Annotated in this window: 16 protein-coding genes; 8 read left to right on the top strand and 8 right to left on the bottom strand. The window is 62.8% G+C overall.

The window, feature by feature from the left end; translation table 11 throughout:
• Positions 1-190: 190 nt before the first annotated feature.
• From ompA to ilvG, 6 genes are all read right to left on the bottom strand, one after another.
• Positions 191-1,330: a porin OmpA gene (ompA, locus tag BN1130_RS01590; protein WP_042039866.1), complete on the bottom strand. Its 1,140-nt coding sequence runs from the start codon at positions 1,328-1,330 to the stop codon at positions 191-193.
• 254 nt (positions 1,331-1,584) lie between these two features.
• Positions 1,585-3,105: a threonine ammonia-lyase, biosynthetic gene (gene ilvA, locus BN1130_RS01585; RefSeq protein WP_042039865.1), complete on the bottom strand. Its 1,521-nt coding sequence runs from the start codon at positions 3,103-3,105 to the stop codon at positions 1,585-1,587.
• 104 nt (positions 3,106-3,209) lie between these two features.
• Complete coding sequence (gene ilvD / locus BN1130_RS01580; protein ID WP_042039864.1) at positions 3,210-5,051, bottom strand: dihydroxy-acid dehydratase; 1,842 nt, start codon at positions 5,049-5,051, stop codon at positions 3,210-3,212.
• Between the two features lie 168 nt (positions 5,052-5,219).
• On the bottom strand, positions 5,220-6,152 hold the full coding sequence (locus tag BN1130_RS01575; protein ID WP_042039862.1) for a branched-chain amino acid transaminase: 933 nt from the start codon (positions 6,150-6,152) through the stop codon (positions 5,220-5,222).
• A gap of 12 nt (positions 6,153-6,164) precedes the next feature.
• Positions 6,165-6,452: an acetolactate synthase 2 small subunit gene (gene ilvM, locus BN1130_RS01570; RefSeq protein ID WP_042039861.1), complete on the bottom strand. Its 288-nt coding sequence runs from the start codon at positions 6,450-6,452 to the stop codon at positions 6,165-6,167.
• Positions 6,449-8,095, bottom strand: a complete 1,647-nt coding sequence (gene ilvG / locus BN1130_RS01565) for an acetolactate synthase 2 catalytic subunit (protein ID WP_042039860.1) — start codon at positions 8,093-8,095, stop codon at positions 6,449-6,451. Before ilvG ends, ilvM begins: the two co-directional genes overlap by 4 nt.
• A gap of 385 nt (positions 8,096-8,480) precedes the next feature.
• Between ilvG and BN1130_RS01560 the strand changes: the two genes are divergently transcribed.
• The 3 genes from BN1130_RS01560 (at position 8,481) to yihG (BN1130_RS01550) (ending at position 11,974) form a co-directional block, all read left to right on the top strand.
• Complete coding sequence (locus BN1130_RS01560; RefSeq protein WP_042039859.1) at positions 8,481-9,995, top strand: YifB family Mg chelatase-like AAA ATPase; 1,515 nt, start codon at positions 8,481-8,483, stop codon at positions 9,993-9,995.
• 135 nt (positions 9,996-10,130) lie between these two features.
• The gene (gene yihG / locus BN1130_RS01555; protein ID WP_042039858.1) at positions 10,131-11,036 is read left to right on the top strand and encodes a 1-acylglycerol-3-phosphate O-acyltransferase, YihG family; all 906 of its coding nucleotides are present in this window, start codon (positions 10,131-10,133) and stop codon (positions 11,034-11,036) included.
• Positions 11,030-11,974, top strand: coding sequence for a 1-acylglycerol-3-phosphate O-acyltransferase, YihG family (gene yihG / locus BN1130_RS01550; protein WP_042039856.1), 945 nt, complete (start codon positions 11,030-11,032; stop codon positions 11,972-11,974). Before yihG (BN1130_RS01555) ends, yihG (BN1130_RS01550) begins: the two co-directional genes overlap by 7 nt.
• On the opposite strand, the gene BN1130_RS01545 is transcribed toward yihG (BN1130_RS01550), so the two are convergent.
• Entirely contained in the window at positions 11,917-12,390 is a 474-nt protein-coding gene (locus tag BN1130_RS01545; RefSeq protein ID WP_042039854.1) for a 2-thiouracil desulfurase family protein, read from the bottom strand. The genes yihG (BN1130_RS01550) and BN1130_RS01545 overlap by 58 nt on opposite strands.
• A 23-nt stretch (positions 12,391-12,413) precedes the next feature.
• Positions 12,414-13,064 (bottom strand): NUDIX hydrolase, encoded by a 651-nt coding sequence (locus BN1130_RS01540; protein WP_042039853.1) that lies wholly within the window; start codon positions 13,062-13,064, stop codon positions 12,414-12,416.
• 74 nt (positions 13,065-13,138) lie between these two features.
• On the opposite strand from BN1130_RS01540, the gene BN1130_RS01535 reads away from it, so the two are divergent.
• The 5 genes from BN1130_RS01535 to phnE all read left to right on the top strand — a co-directional run bounded on the left by BN1130_RS01535 (position 13,139) and on the right by phnE (position 18,348).
• Positions 13,139-13,765 (top strand): nicotinamidase, encoded by a 627-nt coding sequence (locus tag BN1130_RS01535; RefSeq protein ID WP_042039851.1) that lies wholly within the window; start codon positions 13,139-13,141, stop codon positions 13,763-13,765.
• A 46-nt stretch (positions 13,766-13,811) separates the two neighbouring features.
• The gene (gene pncB / locus BN1130_RS01530) at positions 13,812-14,990 is read left to right on the top strand and encodes a nicotinate phosphoribosyltransferase (RefSeq protein WP_042039950.1); all 1,179 of its coding nucleotides are present in this window, start codon (positions 13,812-13,814) and stop codon (positions 14,988-14,990) included.
• Between the two features lie 186 nt (positions 14,991-15,176).
• On the top strand, positions 15,177-16,022 hold the full coding sequence (locus tag BN1130_RS01525) for a putative selenate ABC transporter substrate-binding protein (protein WP_042039849.1): 846 nt from the start codon (positions 15,177-15,179) through the stop codon (positions 16,020-16,022).
• Positions 16,019-16,801: a phosphonate ABC transporter ATP-binding protein gene (locus BN1130_RS01520; protein WP_042039848.1), complete on the top strand. Its 783-nt coding sequence runs from the start codon at positions 16,019-16,021 to the stop codon at positions 16,799-16,801. The genes BN1130_RS01525 and BN1130_RS01520 overlap by 4 nt, the downstream gene beginning before the upstream one ends.
• Positions 16,795-18,348: a phosphonate ABC transporter, permease protein PhnE gene (gene phnE, locus BN1130_RS01515; protein WP_232301907.1), complete on the top strand. Its 1,554-nt coding sequence runs from the start codon at positions 16,795-16,797 to the stop codon at positions 18,346-18,348. The genes BN1130_RS01520 and phnE overlap by 7 nt, the downstream gene beginning before the upstream one ends.
• The last annotated feature ends 19 nt before the right edge of the window (positions 18,349-18,367 follow it).

Genomic DNA, 18,367 nt, shown 5'->3' with positions numbered 1-18,367 from the left:
GGTAACTATGATGCGTGCTGCCTGATTTTTACTCGTCCGTTTAGATGCTAACGGCTAGATAAACGGGACCATAAAATATGAAAAATGGCCTCACGTGGAAATTCATCAATTCCTAATACACTAACCCTCCATCATTCGTCATTCTGAGAGCACCTGTATGGCGCTCTCTTATTTCTGTTTTTCTCATGGGTTATTGCGGCGACCCCTCGCCAATGCCGTTCAGCTTGACCTCGACCCGGCGATCCGGCGCCAGACAGACGATGAGTTCAGACTTGCTGCCACTGTTGCACTGGTTGGCGGTGATGGGTTCCCGCTCGCCTCGCCCTTCCACTTGCATCTTTTCTGCCGGCCAGCCACGGCCGATCAGCGCATCGGCTACGGAACGGGCACGCAGCTCGGACAGGTTCTGGTTGTAGTCATCCGCGCCCAGTCTATCTGTGTGACCCACCACTGTTGCTATGCCGTCCTGGGGGTTGGCCGCCACTATCTGCTGGAACAGGGTGTCCAGCGCCTGGTTGGCCTCGGGCCTGAGGCTCGCCTTGTTGAATTCGAACAGTACATCCGAACTCAGGGTGAAACGCTGCTGCATGATGACGGTGGCGGGGACGACCGCGGCCGGTGCCGGACTGGCCGCCACCACCTCCTCTCCCCCCTGTCCGAAGCGGTAGACCAGCCCCAGGGCGAACAGGCCGTTATCCAGCTCTATGCCTGACTCGCCAGGGGAGGTATTGCCAAGGGGGGTGGTGTATTGGTATTCGAGGCGCAGCGCCCAACTGGGATTGAAGGCGTATTCGGCGCCGAGGGCGCCGACGAAGGCTGCGCCATGGTACTTGTGCCCGGTACTGGAAGATGACGCATTGCTGGAGGGATTGGCTGCGTCTTGATAGCTGGCAGAGAAGGCGCTTTCAGTCCAGGCATAGGCGCCGCCCAAACGGCCATAGATGTCCAGCGCCGGGGTGGCAGGCAGGCTGATTCTCATGGTGGCCTGCACCATCTGCGCCTTGGCTTCGCCATCGATCCTGGCCGACTCGGTGCCCTGGGAGGCGGACTTGTCCAGCTGGTACTTGCCTAGCCAGTCATAACCCAGCTCAAAGCCCAGATTCGGGTTCAACTGATAACCAATGAAGCCACCCAGCCCCAGGTCACTCTCCTGCTTGTCCGGTTCGACAAGATCGACGATATCTTTGATCTGACCGTCGTAATCGACCCCGTAGAAGTGGGACCAACCGGCCTTTCCCCCCAGATACCAGCTGTTATCGAGGGCCTGAGCCTGGGCCAGACCTGTCATGCATGCGCAGCCAATCAGGGCAGCTAGCAGGGATTTTGTCATGTGGGTGCCTCTTCCATGAGTCATCTGTCTTGGGATCAGGCGTCACGGCTGCTATCCAGGCCATGATGCCGGGCGCCGTACAGGACCGCCGTCACCAGCCTACCCCATCTGCAGCGGGTCTCAAACGACCAGATATCCCAGAGTGTGAACTGGCTGACAAACAAAGCATGTCCCCGTGCGGTCAAGGTGGCGGCTGGCCCAAAAAAGAGCGGGAGGCCTCTGCCTCCCGCTCTTGTTCATGGGGTTCCCCGGATTCAGTTCGCCAGGAACAGCCGGTAGGCGGGATCCTCGCTCACCTCCTTCCAGCCGTAACCCAGCTCGCGCAGGTAGTCGTGGAAGGCGGCCACGTCCTCGTCCGGCAGCTCGAAGGCACAGAGCACCCGGCCATAGTCGGCGCCATGGTTGCGATAGTGGAACAGGCTGATGTTCCAGCGGCAGCCAAGGGTCTCCAGAAAACGCATCAGGGCGCCCGGCTGCTCCGGGAACTTGAAGCTGTAGAGCCGCTCACCAAGGGGCCGCGCAGGGCGGCCGCCAATCATGTAACGCACATGATTCTTGGCCAGCTCGTTGTCCGTCATATTGACCACGGGGTAGCCGTTGCCATTGAGATGGGCTTCGATCTGACCCAACTCTTCGTCACCGCCGGTGAGTCGCACCGAGACAAACAGCGAGGCCTGCTCGGCATCGGAGTAACGGTAGTTGAACTCGGTCACCATCCGCGATCCTAGGTTGCGGCAGAAGTCGAGGAAGGCCCCCTTGCGCTCGGGGATGCTCACCGCCAGCATGCCCTCGCGCTTCTCGCCTATCTCGCAGCGCTCCGACACATAACGCAGGCTATGGAAGTTGACGTTGGCGCCAGAGAGTATGGCCGCCATCCGGCCACCCTTGACCTGCTCGCGCTCGCTGTAGGCCTTGAGCCCCGCCAGGGAGAGGGCACCGGACGGCTCGGCGATGGCGCGGCAGTCGTCGAAGATGTCTTTCAGGGCCGCGCAGATCTGATCGTTGGAGACGGTCACCACCTCGTCCAGATACTGGTTGCAGAGCCGGAAGGTCTCGGTGCCGATGCGCTTGACCGCCACCCCGTCCGCAAACAGCGAGACCCGATCCAGATTGATCGGCTCGCCCGCCTCCAGCGCCGCCTTGAGGCAGGCGGAACCCTCGGCTTCCACCCCTATCACCTTCACATTTGGCAGCAGCTGCTTGATATAGACCGCCACCCCGGCGGCCAGGCCGCCGCCGCCCACGGGGACAAACACATGGGTGAGGTGAGTGTCCTGCTCCAGCAACTCCTTGCCGATGGTGCCCTGGCCCGCGATCACCTCGACGTCGTCGAAGGGCGGGATCAGGGTGTAACCCTCGGTTTCTGACAGGCGGCGGCTCTCGGCATAGGCCTCGTCGAAGCTGTTGCCAAATAGCAGCACATTGCCGCCTTGGGCCCGCACCGCATCTATCTTGATGTCTGGCGTGGTCTTGGGCATGACGATGATGGCATGGATGCCAAGCTTGGCCGCCGACAGGGCGACCCCCTGAGCATGGTTGCCTGCCGAGGCCGCCACCACGCCATGAGCCTTCTGCTCGGCACTCAAGGTCGCAATCTTGTGATAGGCGCCGCGCAGTTTGAAAGAGTGCACCGGCTGCAAATCTTCCCGCTTGAGAGCGACATGGTTGCCGAGCCGCTCGGACAATCTTTTCAGTGTCTGCAAGGGGGTGACCCGCGCCGCCTCATAGACGGGGGAGAGCAGTATCTTGCGTAGATAATCCGCCGCAGAGACCATGGCTTACTCCTCCAGCTTGCTGAGATCGCGCCACACCATGCCCTTGTCGGCACAGGATGAGGCGAGCAGCATGTCGTTCAGATAACTTGTCGTAGGGGACATCATCACTCCTCCAGCTTGCTTAAATCGCGCACCGCACCCTTGTCGGCACTGGTGGCGAGCATGGCGTAGGCGCGCAGGGCATAGGAGACCTGACGTTGCCTGTCCAGCGGCTTCCAGCCCCGGGCATCGACGGCGGCACGGCGAGCGGCCAGCACGCTGTCGGCCACTTCCAGCACCATAGTGCGGGCCGGGATATTGATATTGATGATGTCGCCATCCTCCACCAGCCCTATGGTGCCGCCGGAAGCCGCCTCGGGGGAGACGTGACCGATGGAGAGACCCGAGGTGCCGCCGGAGAAGCGTCCGTCGGTGATGAGCGCGCACGCTTTGCCCAATCCCATGGATTTGAGATAGGTGGTGGGGTAGAGCATCTCCTGCATGCCGGGGCCACCTTTCGGGCCTTCGTAGCGGATCACGACCACTTCACCAGCTTTGACTGTGCTATCCAGAATGCCCGCCACCGCGCTGTCCTGGCTCTCGAATACCCGGGCCGGGCCACGGAAGCAGAGGTTCTCTTCATCGACACCGGCGGTCTTGACGATGGCGCCATTGAGGGCGATGTTGCCGGACAGTACGGCCAGCCCCCCCTCCAGGCTGTAGGCATTATCCAGGGAGCGGATGCAACCTTCGGCGCGGTCCAGATCCAGCTCTGTCCAGCGGCAGCTTTGGCTGAACGCTTTGGTGGTGCGGATGCCAGCCGGGCCGGCGCGGTAAAAATCATGCACCGCTTTATCCTGGGTGCGGCTCACATCATAGCGCTCCAGCAGCTCGTGCAAGCTGGTGCCAAGCACGTTGCGGGTATCGCCATGGACCAGACCGGCTCTTTCCAGCTGACCCAGGATAGCCACCACACCACCGGCGCGGTGCACATCTTCCATGTGATACTTCTGGGTCGAGGGAGCGACCTTGCACAGCTGGGGCACCCGGCGGGACATGCGGTCGATGTCATCCATGGTGAAGTCGACGCCCGCTTCTTGGGCCGCCGCCAACAGGTGCAGCACCGTATTGGTCGAGCCGCCCATGGCGATGTCGAGTGCCATGGCATTCTCGAACGCCGCCTTGGTGGCGATGTTGCGCGGCAGGGCGCTCTCGTCATCCTGCTGGTAGTAACGGTTGGCCAGAGCGACGATGCGTTGGCCGGCCAGCTTGAACAGCTGCTCGCGATCGGTGTGGGTCGCCAGCATGGAGCCGTTGCCCGGCTGGGAGAGGCCCAGGGCTTCGGTCAGGCAGTTCATGGAGTTGGCGGTGAACATGCCGGAGCAGGAGCCGCAGGTGGGGCAGGCGCTGCGCTCTATCTGATCGCTCTGGGCGTCGGAGACCTTGGGGTCGGCGCCCTGGATCATGGCGTCCACCAGATCCAGCTTGATGATCTGATCGGAGAGTTTGGTCTTACCCGCCTCCATGGGGCCGCCGGAGACGAAGATCACCGGAATGTTGATGCGCAGCGCCGCCATCAGCATCCCCGGGGTGATCTTGTCACAGTTGGAGATGCAGACCATGGCATCGGCGCAGTGGGCATTGACCATGTACTCCACGGAGTCGGCGATGAGCTCCCGGGACGGCAGCGAATAGAGCATGCCGCCGTGGCCCATGGCGATGCCGTCATCCACGGCGATGGTGTTGAACTCCTTGGCAACGCCACCGGCCGCCTCTATCTCCCTGGCCACCAGCTGACCGAGATCCTTGAGGTGAACGTGACCGGGCACGAACTGGGTGAAGGAGTTGACCACGGCGATGATGGGCTTGCCAAAGTCCTCGTCTGTCATGCCGGTGGCGCGCCAGAGGGCACGGGCTCCGGCCATGTTACGTCCGTGGGTGGTGGTGGCGGATCTCAACTTCGGCATTGTCTCTACTCCCTGAATACATGAGCCCTGCTGGGCAAATTAATGATGCGAAACCGTCAATTCGAATCGGTTGTGGCAAAGGACGTGGCCCTTGCCATAGCCGACTCGGCACTTGCTCTCTCTTCTGGCCTGGCTATCTGCGGGCGACAACGTCGCCCGCGCTGTCCATCAATCGTCGACCGGGGTGAGCCAGTTCCATTTATCCTCGGTCTGGCCGTTGAACAGGCCGAAGAAGGCATTCTGCAACTGCTCGGTGATGGGTCCACGGCAGCCTGCCCCCACCTGCATTCGATCCACGGAGCGCACTGGAGTCACCTCGGCGGCGGTGCCGGTCATGAAGATCTCGTCGGCCACATAGAGCGCCTCGCGGGGCAGTGCCTGCTCGCGCACCTCATATCCGAGGTCTCGTGCGAGCGTCATTATGGTGTCGCGGGTGATGCCGGGCAGGATGGCGGCGGTAGCGGGCGGTGTGAACAGTACCCCATTCTTCACCAGGAAGAGGTTCTCCCCCGCCCCCTCGCTCAGGTAGCCGTTCACGTCCAGTGCCAGCCCTTCGGCATAGCCGTTGCGCTTGGCCTCCCGGCTGATGAGCTGTGACGAGAGGTAGTTGCCGCCGGCCTTGGCCCCGGTCGGTATGGTGTTGGGAGCGAGTCGATTCCAGGAGGTGACGCACACGTCCACCCCGTTTTTCAGCCCTTCTTCCCCCAGATAGGCGCCCCAGGGCAGGGCGGCAACGATGAGATCCGCCTTGGCATCCAGCGGCGGATGCAGCCCCAGTCCTACGTTGCCGATAAAGGCGAGTGGGCGCAGGTAGCCGCTCTTGAGGCCATTGGCACGGACCACAGCGCGACAGGCGTCGTTCACCTCGGCCTCGCTGAAGGGCACATCCATCCAGTAGATCCTGGCGGAATCGAACAGGCGCCGACTGTGCTCCTGCAGGCGGAAGATGCAGGTGCCCTTGGGGGTGTCGTAGGCACGCACCCCCTCGAACACCGAGGAGCCGTAGTGCAAGGCATGACTCATGACGTGTACCTGGGCATCTTGCCAGGGCACCATATTGCCGTTGAACCAGATGAATTGAGGGTGGGTGGCCTGTGACATGCTTGCTGCTCCTTATGGGTTTATTCTGGGCTGCGGTTCCAGTGCATCGACCCGGGAGACGTCCACCAGCTTGACCAGCTGACTCCACAGCTGCGCGATGGGACGCGTCGACTCGACAGTAACCGTGATCCGCAGCTGTTGGCAATCTTGCTCCATATGCAGGGCATTGAGATTGAAGCCGCGGTGGCGCACCACTCGCAGTACTCGTTCCATCACTTCGGGCCTGGATTTCGCGTGGATCTCCAGGGTGTTGACCTGGCTCAGGGGAGCCGTGTTGCTAGCCAGCGGGGCGTGGTTCATGGGCGTTGTTCCATCATCTTGTGGTTGGCGACTCCCGGTGGTACCAGGGGCCAGACATTCTCTTCCTCTGAGATAGCGACATGCAGCAGATAGGCGCTCTCGCTGCCGAGCAGGCGATCCAGGGCACCGGCGATCTCATCCTTGCGGGTGATGGTTTCACCGGGGATGCCAAAGGCGGCCGCCAGGGCGATGAAATCCGGGTTGTCGGAGAGGATGGTCTCGCTGTAGCGGCCGTCGAAGAACAGCTCCTGCCACTGGCGCACCATGCCGAGCCGTTGGTTGTCGATCAGCACCATCTTCACCTTGAGCTGGGCCCGGCGTATGGTGCCCAGCTCCTGCACGTTCATCATGAAGGAGCCGTCACCACTCACCAGCACCACCTCGTCCTCGGGGCGGGACATCTTGGCCCCGATGGCGGCGGGCAGACCGAAGCCCATGGTGCCGAGCCCGGCGCTGGAGAGGTGATTGCGCGGGCTGGTGAAGCGCATGTGCTGGGCCACCCACATCTGGTGCTGACCGACGTCGCAGGCGACCACGCTGCTATCTGGCAGCAGCGTCGAGAGCTGCTTGAGCAGGGCTGGCGCATAGATGGGCTGCCCCGGGTGGTCGTAGCGAAACGCATATTCGCGGGCCATGCTCGCACAGTGTTCGCGCCAGGGTGTGATATCGAGGGTCATGGCCAGGGCGGGCAGCACCAGTCTCAGATCTGTGCTGATACCCACCTCGGCGGCGCGACGCTTGCCGAACTCGGCGGCGTCCACGTCCAGATGGACCACCCTGGCATGGGGGGCGAACTCGTCAAGCTTGCCGGTCACCCGATCATCGAAACGGGCACCGACCACCAGTAACAGATCGCACTGCTGCACCGCGAAGTTGGCGGCCTTGGTGCCGTGCATACCGAGCATGCCGAGATAGACGGGGCTGTCGGGGTCGAGCGCCCCAATCCCCTTGAGGGTGGTGACCGCTGGCATGCCAGTGACTGCTGCGAACGCGCGCAGCTGATCTTCCGCATTGGCCATGCCCACGCCACCGCCGACGTAGAGCACCGGACGCTCGGCCGCCGCGAGCAGCGCCCGGGCGGCTTCCAGGGCCTGCGGGCAGAGCGGCTCAGGTTCGTCCACGGCAAGCTGGGGATGTTGCGGGGGCATGGCGGCCAGTTGTACATCCTTGGGAAAATCGATGAGTACCGGGCCGGGGCGACCTTCCGTTGCGATGGCAAAAGCCTCGGCGATGACCTGGCCCAGCTCGGCAACGTCCGTGACCATGAAGGAGTGCTTGGTACAGGAGAGCGACATGCCGAGCACATCCACTTCCTGAAACGCATCGGTACCGACGGCGGCGCAGGCTACCTGGCCACTGATCGCCACCAGGGGCACTGAGTCGAGCAGCGCCTCTGCCAGGCCGGTCACCAGATTGGTGGCGCCGGGACCCGAGGTGGCGATGCAGACCCCGACCTGACCGGAGGCGCGGGCATAGCCCACCGCGGCCATGGCGGCACCCTGCTCATGGCGGCAGAGCTGATGGGCCAGACCACCGTCATAGAGCGCATCGTAGACCGGCATGATGGCGCCGCCCGGGTAACCGAACACCTGGGTGACTCCCTGCTGCTTGAGTGCCTGTACCAAATAGTGCGCGCCGTTCATGGAGAAAATCCTATTCCTTGGTCGAAAAAAAACCCCCGGGCCGTGAGGCTCGGGGGTCGCTTGTTTCGTTCTGTCCGGTAGTGGGTCTATCCCTTGTTCCGTGCAGCTAAACGAGCCCCGAGCGGTGTGATAATAATCACCACTAGGACCACAATAATGCTGACGAAACGGGAAGCCATGTTCATAGTTACTACCACAAAATCCGATGAAATCTGGGCGGCTGTTACCGCGAATGGCTATTAGAACTAGCATGATGAAATTTATCAGGCAAGCATTTATTACATTACAAGCCACTAAGTTTAACTATATCAGTCGAATCTGGCTGGTATAAAACACTGACAAATTGCAGTTAGTCAGAACATAACTCAACTCAAGGATGGGGTTTATGTCATTAGCTGTGGTTTATAGTCGTGCCAGCCTGGGGATCCAGGCACCGCAAGTGACGGTGGAAGTTCACCTCTCCAATGGCCTGCCCGCCTTCAATATCGTGGGCCTGCCCGAGACCTCGGTGAAGGAGTCGCGGGACAGGGTGCGCAGCGCCCTGCTCAACGGCAACTTCGAGTTCCCAGCCAAGCGCATCACCGTCAATCTGGCCCCGGCAGACTTGCCCAAGGAAGGGGGTCGCTTCGACCTGGCCATCGCTCTCGGCATTCTCGCCGCATCCAAGCAGATACCGGCAACATACCTGATCGATCATGAGTTTTTGGGGGAGTTGGCCCTGACCGGCGAGATCCGGCCCGTGCTCGGTGTGCTGCCCGCCGTGCTCGCCTGTCGCGATGCCGGTCGTACCCTGCTGGTGCCCACCGCCAATGGGGTCGAGGCCGCCCTCATCCAGAATGCCAGGGTGCGCTGTGCCCACCAGCTGCTGGCGGTGACCGCCTGGCTCGCCGGCCAATATGAGTTGCCGCTGCCACTCCCTCAACCCGACAGCCAGAGGCCCGATGTGGCGGATCTGCAGGATGTGATAGGTCAATCCCAGGCCAAACGCGCGCTGGAGATAGCCGCGGCTGGCTGCCACAACCTGCTGTTCATCGGCCCGCCTGGCACCGGCAAGAGCATGCTGGCCAGTCGTCTGCCCGGCATACTGCCGCCGCTCAGCGAAGAGGAGGCCCAGCAGACCGCCGCCATTCACTCCATCGGCGGTCTGACCCCGAGACAGGGTCACTGGCACCAGAGACCCTATCGCACCCCCCATCACAGCGCCTCGGCGGTGGCCCTGGTTGGTGGTGGCAGCCACCCCAGGCCAGGTGAGATCTCCCTGGCCCACAATGGTGTGCTCTTCCTGGATGAACTGCCCGAGTTCGAGCGCAAGGTACTCGATGCCCTGCGCGAGCCGCTGGAGACGGGCCACATCACCATCAGCCGGGCCGCCCGCCAGGTGGATTTTCCCGCCCGCTTCCAGTTGATTGGCGCCATGAACCCCAGCCCCTGCGGCCACTTCGGCGACGGCCTGAGCCGCGCCAGCCCGGATCAGATACTGCGCTATCTCGGCAGACTCTCCGGTCCCTTCCTCGACCGCTTCGATCTCACCGTGGAGGTGCCGCTCTTGCCCAAGGGCAGCCTGACCGGCAAGGCCCAGCGCGGCGAACCCAGTGCCCAGATCCGCGACAGGGTACTGGGGGCGCGCGATCGGATGCTGGCTCGCAGCGGCAAGCTGAATAACCTGCTCGATAGCAGGGAAATCGAAGACGTTTGCCGGTTATCACCACAAGATGCCGATTTTTTGGAGACAGCCATCCAACGACTCGGCCTCAGCATCCGCGCCTGGCATCGGATACTGCGGGTGTCCCGCACCCTGGCCGATCTCGCTGGCAAGACCCAGATCGAGAAGGCACATCTGGTCGAGGCGCTGGGGTATCGCGCCATGGACAGGCTGCTGAGCAGACTGCGCGGCGGCTAGACAGGGGCGCTTTCTCCGCAAATAAAGCCTCAAACAGAAACCACTCACCCCTTGGTCTCGCCCATGAACGGCTGATATTATGGCGACACATCTGACCACTTAATCGAATTTTCGCCAGCAAACGGAACCAAGCCCATGAAAAACAAGCTGATAGAGAGCCTGCGTGGCAGCCTCTCTACCCTGCTCTATTTCCTCAATACCTTGTTCTGGGTGATGCCCATACTGGGATTGGCCCTGCTCAAACTGCTGATCCCTCTCGCCCCCTGGCGTACCCGCTGCAGTGCCCTGCTCGATGGCTGCGCCAGTCACTGGATTGGTTTCAATAATCTGATCCAGCAAACCCTCACCAAGACCCAATTCGAGGTGGTCGGACTGGACAAATCTCGCCTTAACCAGTGGTATATGGTGATTGCCAACCACCAATCCTGGGTCGACATACTGGTACTGCAGCGGGTTTTTAATCAAAAAATCCCCTTTCTGAAGTTTTTCCTGAAGAAAGAGCTGATTTGGGTACCCTTTCTCGGGCTGGCATGGTGGGCGCTCGACTTTCCCTTCATGCGGCGATATTCGAAGAAGTTGCTGGAAAAAAAGCCATATTTGAAGGGAAAGGACATAGAAACAACCCGGCAAGCCTGTGCCAAGTTCCAGCATATCCCGGTAAGCGTGATGAACTTCGTTGAGGGAACCCGCTTCACGGCTCACAAGCATGACAAGCAGAGGGCTCCCTATCGTCACCTGCTCCATCCCAGAGCAGGCGGTATCGCCTTCACCCTGGCGGCCATGGACGGCAAACTGCATCAGCTGGTCGATGTGACCATTGGTTACCCGGGCGGGATCCCGAGCTTCTGGGATTTTATGTGCGGCCGGGTTGGCACTATTCGAGTCAGGGTGCGCTTCCTGCCCATAGAGCAACATCTGGTGGGGGATTATTTCAACGATCCCGCCTTTCAACATGATTTCCAGCAGTGGCTGAACGGGATCTGGCACGACAAGGATCAGACCCTGAACCAACTGCTGAGCGATGAGATACGCCCTTGTTAAGTCTGCTACCCGGCCCCCTGGTGCTGCTGCTAAGCGTCAGTCTGACCATCATATTCACCGCCCTGTGCGCCAGCCTGATCCTGCTGGTGTCGCTGCTCAAGCTGCTGCCGATCCCGGCCCTCGATCGCGCCTGCAGCCACATCAACAACGGCATCATGCGCCTGTGGCTGAGCGGCAATGCCTTCGTCATCCGCCTCACCACCCGCATCGAGTGGCAGATAGAAGACAACAGCCAACTGCGCAGGGATGGCTGGTACCTCATCGTCAGCAACCACCAGAGCTGGACCGACATCGTGGTGCTGGGTCACCTGTTTCGCGACAGGTTGCCGGTGCCCAAGTTCTTCATGAAGCACGAGCTTATCTATATCCCGCTGCTTGGGCTCGCCTGCTGGGGGCTGGACATGCCCTTTATGCGCCGTTATTCCCGGGAGTTTTTGCTGCGCAATCCACACCTGCGCGGCCAGGATATCGAGACAACCCGCAACGCCTGCGAGAAGTTTCGCCATCTCCCCACCACCGTCATCAACTTTGTCGAGGGTACCAGGGTCACGGCGCAGAAGCAGGCCCAGAGCCGCTCGCCTTATCGTCATCTGATGCCGCCCAAGGCCGCAGGCCTGGCCTTCACCCTGGCGGCCATGGGGGAACAGTTCGACAGCCTGATCAACGTCACCATCCGCTACCCGGACAACAGCAAAACGCCGTTCAAGGACTTTCTGATGGGGCGGATGAAGCGCATTCAGGTGCGCATCGAGGAGCTGCCGGTGGATGAGGCGCTGATGGGCGACTACTTCAACGACAAGCAGTTCAAGCGCGGTTTTCAGGCATGGCTGAACCAGCGCTGGCAGGAGAAGGACGAGGTATTGGAACAGTGGCAGCGAGCTCAGGAACCCGCTGCAGTGGCCGCCAGGGAGAGTGCCAGAGCCAGCTCGGGCAACTGATCCTCGCTGAACACCTGAATGCCGTGACGGCGCAGCAAGGCCGTGGTTTTGCCCTCTCCTGCCATGGAAACGCCTTCGAAACGGCCGTTGTAGATACGGCCGCTGCCGCAGGAGGGGCTCCCCTCCTTGAGCAGGGCGAAGCGGATCCTCTCCCGCAGGCAGAGCGCCAAGGCCAGTTCGGCCCCATGGTCAAACTCGCGGGTGACATCCAGCCCCGTCACCGTGATCACCCGCTCTCCCTGGCGCTCGGCAGGTGGACGCGGGGTCGGCAAGCCACCGGCGACCTCGGGACAAAACGCCAGCGTCCGCCCCTCGGCCCCCAGGGTGGTGAGCCAGTCGCTGAGGATCCCCTTGCTCTGACCGTCGTAACGCACGGGCTGCCCCAGCAAGCAGGCACTGACCAGCAGCTTCTCCATCATGATCATCCTTGTCAGTTATTTCAGACCTCGGCGCCGTGCATCACTTGATCAAAGAGGATGCAGGGCGAGGCATCGAGCCGGTAGAGGCTGGCGGGCCTCTGCTTACCGGTGCGTTTGCGGCCGGTGTCGGCCAGGATGTTGGCACGATGGATCCGCTTGCGAAATGCCGCCGTGTTCATGGGGGTCCGCAAGATGATCTCATAGGCCCGTTGCAGCTCGGAGAGCGTGAATTCACGGCCGAGCAGTTGCACCGGCAAGGTGCTGTAGCGGCTCTTGATCATGAGCCGCTCCAGGCCTTTGCCAATGAGGCGATCGTGATCAAATGCCAGGGTCAATCGGTCCAGATCGGCGAGCGGGTGCCATTGGCCCCGGCTCGCTTGCAACTCGGGGCCGACCAGACAGAGGTAAACCAGGGTGGTGGACCAGCCGCGGGGATCCCGTGCCAGATCGCCCAGGGTGCAGACCTGTTCGCTATAGCAGACCCCGAGGCCCCACTCGGCCAGCAGCCGCTGCAAGGCATCCTCCAGATCCCGGTCCCGGCGCTCGTCGATCCGCCGGGCCGGCAGTTGCCAACAGTGGGCAAAGGGTGGGCGTTGACGCGGCTCAAGCAGCAATTCCAGCCGCTCTTCGTTCAAACGCAGCACCACCATGTCCAGACTCATGCTCGGCATCTTGCTCGTCTCGCTCGCCTTCCATTAATGTTTGGTAGATAATATCACATAGATAATATGTGCAGGAGCCGTTCATGGGAATCATCGCCAGCCTGGATATAGACGCGCAAAAGGGATTCACTCCCCTCTGCCCCGACGAGCTCCCCGTGCCCGGCGGAGACGAAATAGTCGCCGCCCTCAATGGCCAGGCCGCCCTGGCCAGCCTGCGTATCGGCAGCAAGGATGCCCATCCCCGAGCGCCACTCTGGGTCACGGGCCAGCCCCTGACGCCGCTGCCCCACGCCAATGTGGATCTCAGCTGGCCGAGCCATTGCGTGCCGGGCACGCAGGGCTTCGAGCTGCTCGACGGCCTGCCCGCCCCCATCGACTATGACTTCTTCGTCTGGAAGGGCATAGAACCCGACCTGCACCCCTATGGCGCCTGCTACCATGACCTGGCCGGGCGGCGCAGCACCGGCCTCATCGAATTTCTGCACAGTCGCAACGTCAGCACAGTGCTGGCCGGCGGCCTCGCCACCGACTACTGCGTCAAGACCAGCGTGTTGCAGCTGCGCCACGCCGGTTTTCGCGTCATAGTGCATCTGGATGCCTGCCGTGGCATCGCCCCCGAGACCATTGCCAGCGCCCATGTCCAGATGACTGAGGCCGGGGCCGAGCTGGCCCGGAGCCTGACCGATATACAACGCCTGCTGGATGCCTGATATGTCCGTTAGACATACCCACCAGCCTGCCGGGAACCTGATGCATATGCCCCCTATCCTCACCAGCCTGCTCGACACCGATGCCTACAAGCTGCACATGCAGCAGGCGGTCTATCACCGCTATCCCGACGCCGAGGTGGTGGCCGAGTTCCACAGCCGCAATGAGGAAGATCTGCTGCCCATGATGGGTCAGATCGAGGAGCAACTGCGCCTCGCCGGTTCCCTGCGGCTGAGCAAGGCACAGAGCCTGTTCCTGGCCGAGCGTCCCTTCTTCAGTGCCGACTACCTGGATCACCTGCGCCGCAAGCCCCTCGACGCCTCCCTGCTCAAGGTGTTCGAGCAAGATGGCCGCATCAATGTGCGGGTCGAGGGCCCCTGGCAGGATGTGATCCTGTGGGAGATCCCGGTGCTCGCCACCATCAGCGAGATGCGCAACCGCTTCCGCTATCCCCAGTTCGGGGTGAGCCAGGCCCTGACGCGACTGGATCAGAAGATCGACAAGCTTGAAGGCACCTTGAGTCCGGAGGAGATGCAGGATTTCAACCTCATCGACTTTGGCACCCGTCGCCGCTTCTCCCAGGCGGTGCAGGATGCCGTGGTTGGCCGCCTCAAGGAGCGCCTGCCCTGTTTTCGCGGCACCAGCAACTATCAACTGGCCCAGAAATATGACCTGCCTGCGGTCGGCACCCAGGCCCACGAGTGGTTCCAGGCCCACCAGCAGCTCGGCTTCCCCTTGGCCCAGAGCCAGCGTGCCGCCCTCACCAGCTGGCTGGACGAGTTCAGCAGTCACCTCGGCATCGCCCTGACCGACTGCATCACCATGGATGCCTTCCTGCACGACTTCGATTTCGAGCTGGCCAGCCGTTATCAGGGGCTGCGCCATGACTCCGGCGATCCCGTGGTGTGGGGCGAGAAGGCCATCAGCCACTACCAGCGGCTCGGCATCAATCCGGCCAGCAAGACCCTGGTCTTCTCCGACGGCCTCAACCTCGACAAGGCGGTGGCGCTGTTTCGGCACTTCCGCGGCCGCATCAACACCAGCTTCGGCATCGGCACCCAGCTCACCTGCGATCTGCCGGGGGTGAGCCCGATGAACATCGTCTTCAAGCTGATGGAGTGCAACGGCGGCCCGGTCGCCAAGATCTCCGACAGCCCGGGCAAGACCCTCTGCCGGGATGCGGACTTCGTGCGCCATCTCAAGCAAGCCTTCCATCTGCCCCGCTGAGCCATCCCATCGCTCAGGCGCAACGGCCAGTGAATGCAGAGCAACAAAGGCGGGATAAATGGGGGCCGAACTGGCATCCGCGCCCCAGGATGCATACCATATGCCCATTCCAAGGTCCGACGCCCTCGGGCCTTCTCTTTGTCCATCACCTTGCCGCCCAATCGTTAGCTACCAAAGGAAAGTCACATGCTGAAGAAATGGATACTTCCCCTCACCGCCCTCTTCGCCAGTCTGGGGGCCAGCGCCATCGAGCCGCTGCGGGTCTCCGCCATCCCCGACGAGGCGCCGACCGAGCTGCAACGCAAGTTCGCCCCTCTGGGTGACTATCTGGCCGAGCAGACCGGCCGCGAGGTGGTGTTCGTCCCGGTCAATGACTACGCCGCCGTGGTGGAGGCCCTGGCTGCGGGCAAGATAGATATGGCCTGGCTGGGCGGCTTCACCTATGTGCAGGCCCATCGCCGTGCAAACGGCGTCATCCCGCTGGTACAACGGGCGGAAGATGCCCAGTTCACCTCCAAGTTCATTGCCAACGCCGACAGCGGCATCGAGACCCTCGCCGATCTGAAAGGCAAGGACTTCGCATTCGGCTCCCCCTCCTCCACCTCGGGCCACCTGATGCCGCGCCACTTCCTGGCCGAAGAGGGGATCAATCCTGAAAAAGATTTCGCCCACGTCGCCTTCTCCGGCGCCCATGACGCCACCGTCGCCTGGGTCGCCTCCGGCAAGGTGCCAGCGGGTGCCCTCAACGCCTCGGTCTGGGACAAGTTGCTGGAAGAGGGCAAGGTAGACACCAAGAAGGTGAAGGTTATCTGGACCACGCCGACCTACTTTGACTACAACTGGACGGTGCGCGGCGGCATGGATCCCGCCTTGCAAGCCAAGATCAAGCAGGCTTTCCTCAAGCTGGATCCCAAGGTGCCTGCCCAGGCCGAGATCCTGAAACTGCAACGGGCCAGCCGCTTCATCGAGACCAAACCCGAGAACTACCAGGGTATCGAAGCCGCCGCCGTCCAGGCGGACCTGCTGAAGTGATTGCCGTTGACCTGCGTCAGGCCAGCCTGCGACTCGGTGATCTGCCCGTACTGGCAGCGATCGACGTGCAGATCCAGGCCGGGGAGCGGGTCGCCATCATAGGGCCGAGCGGCGCGGGCAAGACCAGTCTGCTGCGCCTGCTCGCCACCGAACTCAGAGCAGACCATCCGGGGGCCCTGCTGCTGTGGCAGCAGGATCCCTGGCAGCTCTCGAGCCGGGCGCGGCAACGGCTGCGCAGCCGCATCGGCATGATCTGGCAGGCGCCGCCCCTGCCCCCCTCCCAGTCCGTCATCACCGCCGTGCTGGCGGGTCGGCTCGGTCAGTGGTCGCTGGCCAAGGCGTTGCTCTCCCTGTTGCGTCCCTGCGATCCCGCTGGCGCCCGCACCGAGCTGGCGCGACTGTCCCTGGCGGACAAGTTGCACCAACCCTGTGGCGAGCTCTCCGGCGGCCAGTTGCAGCGGGTCGGCATCGCCCGGGTGCTCTATCAAAACCCGGACCTGATGCTGGCGGACGAGCCCGTTTCGGCGCTCGATCCCGTGCTGGCGCAAGCCTGCATCCTTACCCTGCAACAGCAGGCAAGGGAGCGAGGCAGCACGCTCATTACCAGCCTTCATGCGGTGGATCTGGCCCTGAGTCACTTCCCGCGCATCATAGGCCTGCGTCAGGGCCGCATCCTGTTCGACTGCGCCGCCGAGGCGGTCAGCCCCGCCATGCTGGCCGAGCTCTATGGCAACGAGCCGCCGGGCAGCCTGGGATCCGACCCGGTGCCATCGTGCTAGCCTCCCGCTCCCGCCTGACCCTGCGTAGCCCCTGGGGCTGGCTCCTGCTGCTGGCGCTCTACGGTCTCTGGCAAGATGCCGCCAGCTGGCGCGCCCTGTTCGAGCCCGCGAGTTGGCAGCAGATGGGCAACTTCGCCGCCCACAGCTGGCCACCGCGTCTGGATGGCGACTTCCTCACCCTGACCCTCAAGGCCACCCTGGAGAGCCTGGCGGTGGCTACTCTGGGACTGTTCGGCGCCCTCCTGCTCGGGGTGCCCTTCGCCCTGCTGGGATCGCGGGCGCTCTCCCTGTCACGGATAGGCGCTCTGCCCGCCCCCCTGCGCAGCGGCCTGCGGGCGCTGTGCCGCTTCATCGCCATCCTGCTGCGCAGCCTGCCCGAGCTTATCTGGGCGCTGCTGTTCGTGCGTCTGTCGGGGCTGGGCCCCATGGCGGCCATCCTGGCCATCTCGGTCAGCTACGGTGGCATGCTGGCCAAGGTCTACAACGAGATCATGGAGAGCGGCGCCCTGCAACCGGCCCGGGCCCTGTTGCTCAGTGGCGCAGGACGCTTGCAGGCACTCTGTTACGGCGTGCTGCCCGCGGTGCGTCAGGAGCTGCTCTCCTACACCGTCTATCGCTGGGAGTGTGCCTTGCGCGCCTCCGTCATCATGGGATTCGTGGGGGCCGGTGGGCTGGGTCAGCAACTCGAACTCTCCCTGCGCATGTTCGCCGGCGGTGAAGTGGCCACCCTGCTGCTGGCCTTCGTGGCCCTGGTCGTGCTGGCCGATGGCCTGAGCGCCTGGCTGCGCCACAGCCGCTCCCCCGGATTGTTGCTCTGCACCCTGCTGCTGCTCGCCTGTCTGGGGGCCGGTGTACTGCTCGACTGGCGTACCCTGAGCCTCTCCTTCGGCGGCATGGGTCGTTTCCTGGCCGAGTTCCTGCAACCGGACTGGTCTCCCGCCTTCCTCACCCTGGTGGCCCACGGCCTGGTCGACACCCTGCAGATGGCGCTGCTCAGCACCCTGCTCAGTGCCCTGCTCGCCATGGGACTGGCCGTGCTGGCACGCCAGTTCTGGCCGCTGCGCCTGCTGTTCAACCTGCTGCGATCCATCCCCGAACTGATTTTTGCCAGCCTGCTGGTGATTGCCGTGGGGCTGGGGCCGGTCGCCGGTGTGCTGGCATTGACTCTGCACACCACAGGCGTCTTGGCCCGGCTCTTTGTGGAGACCCTGGAGAATGCGGATCAGGGGCCGCGCCGCGCCCTGCAGCTGGCGGGGGCCGGGCGACTGGTCAGCTTCTGGTACGGTCTGCTGCCCATGGTGTGGCAACAGTGGCTGGCCTACAGCCTCTATCGCGGCGAGATGAACCTGCGCGCCGCCACCATTCTGGGCGTGGTCGGCGCCGGTGGCCTGGGTCAGCAGCTCTATGTCTCCCTGAGCCTGTTTCGCTACGATCAGGCCGCCACCCTGCTGCTCGCCATCCTCTTGCTGGTCTGGCTGGCCGAGGAGCTCAGCCGCCGCACCCGTTTGCCCAGCATCTCGCGCCAGCAACGGGACTGCCAGGTCTGACCCCCTGAGGCATCCGGCT

This window comes from Aeromonas rivuli, assembly GCF_000820045.1.
GTDB classification, from domain to species: Bacteria; Pseudomonadota; Gammaproteobacteria; order Enterobacterales; family Aeromonadaceae; genus Aeromonas; species Aeromonas rivuli.
The sequence above is the reverse complement of the archived record's forward strand: the minus strand, read 5'-3'. Positions and strand labels throughout refer to the sequence as shown.

Bases quoted from the DNA above. Each gene is read 5' to 3' on its own strand.
- ompA (WP_042039866.1), bottom strand. From the start codon at position 1,330: ATGACAAAATCCCTGCTAGCTGCCCTGATTGGCTGCGCATGCATGACA.
- ilvA (WP_042039865.1), bottom strand. From the start codon at position 3,105: ATGGTCTCTGCGGCGGATTATCTACGCAAGATACTGCTCTCCCCCGTC.
- ilvD (WP_042039864.1), bottom strand. From the start codon at position 5,051: ATGCCGAAGTTGAGATCCGCCACCACCACCCACGGACGTAACATGGCC.
- BN1130_RS01575 (WP_042039862.1), bottom strand. From the start codon at position 6,152: ATGTCACAGGCCACCCACCCTCAATTCATCTGGTTCAACGGCAATATG.
- ilvM (WP_042039861.1), bottom strand. From the start codon at position 6,452: ATGAACCACGCCCCGCTGGCTAGCAACACGGCTCCCCTGAGCCAGGTC.
- ilvG (WP_042039860.1), bottom strand. From the start codon at position 8,095: ATGAACGGCGCGCACTATTTGGTACAGGCACTCAAGCAGCAGGGAGTC.
- BN1130_RS01560 (WP_042039859.1), top strand. From the start codon at position 8,481: ATGTCATTAGCTGTGGTTTATAGTCGTGCCAGCCTGGGGATCCAGGCA.
- yihG (WP_042039858.1), top strand. From the start codon at position 10,131: ATGAAAAACAAGCTGATAGAGAGCCTGCGTGGCAGCCTCTCTACCCTG.
- BN1130_RS01545 (WP_042039854.1), bottom strand. From the start codon at position 12,390: ATGGAGAAGCTGCTGGTCAGTGCCTGCTTGCTGGGGCAGCCCGTGCGT.
- BN1130_RS01540 (WP_042039853.1), bottom strand. From the start codon at position 13,064: ATGCCGAGCATGAGTCTGGACATGGTGGTGCTGCGTTTGAACGAAGAG.
- BN1130_RS01535 (WP_042039851.1), top strand. From the start codon at position 13,139: ATGGGAATCATCGCCAGCCTGGATATAGACGCGCAAAAGGGATTCACT.
- pncB (WP_042039950.1), top strand. From the start codon at position 13,812: ATGCCCCCTATCCTCACCAGCCTGCTCGACACCGATGCCTACAAGCTG.
- BN1130_RS01525 (WP_042039849.1), top strand. From the start codon at position 15,177: ATGCTGAAGAAATGGATACTTCCCCTCACCGCCCTCTTCGCCAGTCTG.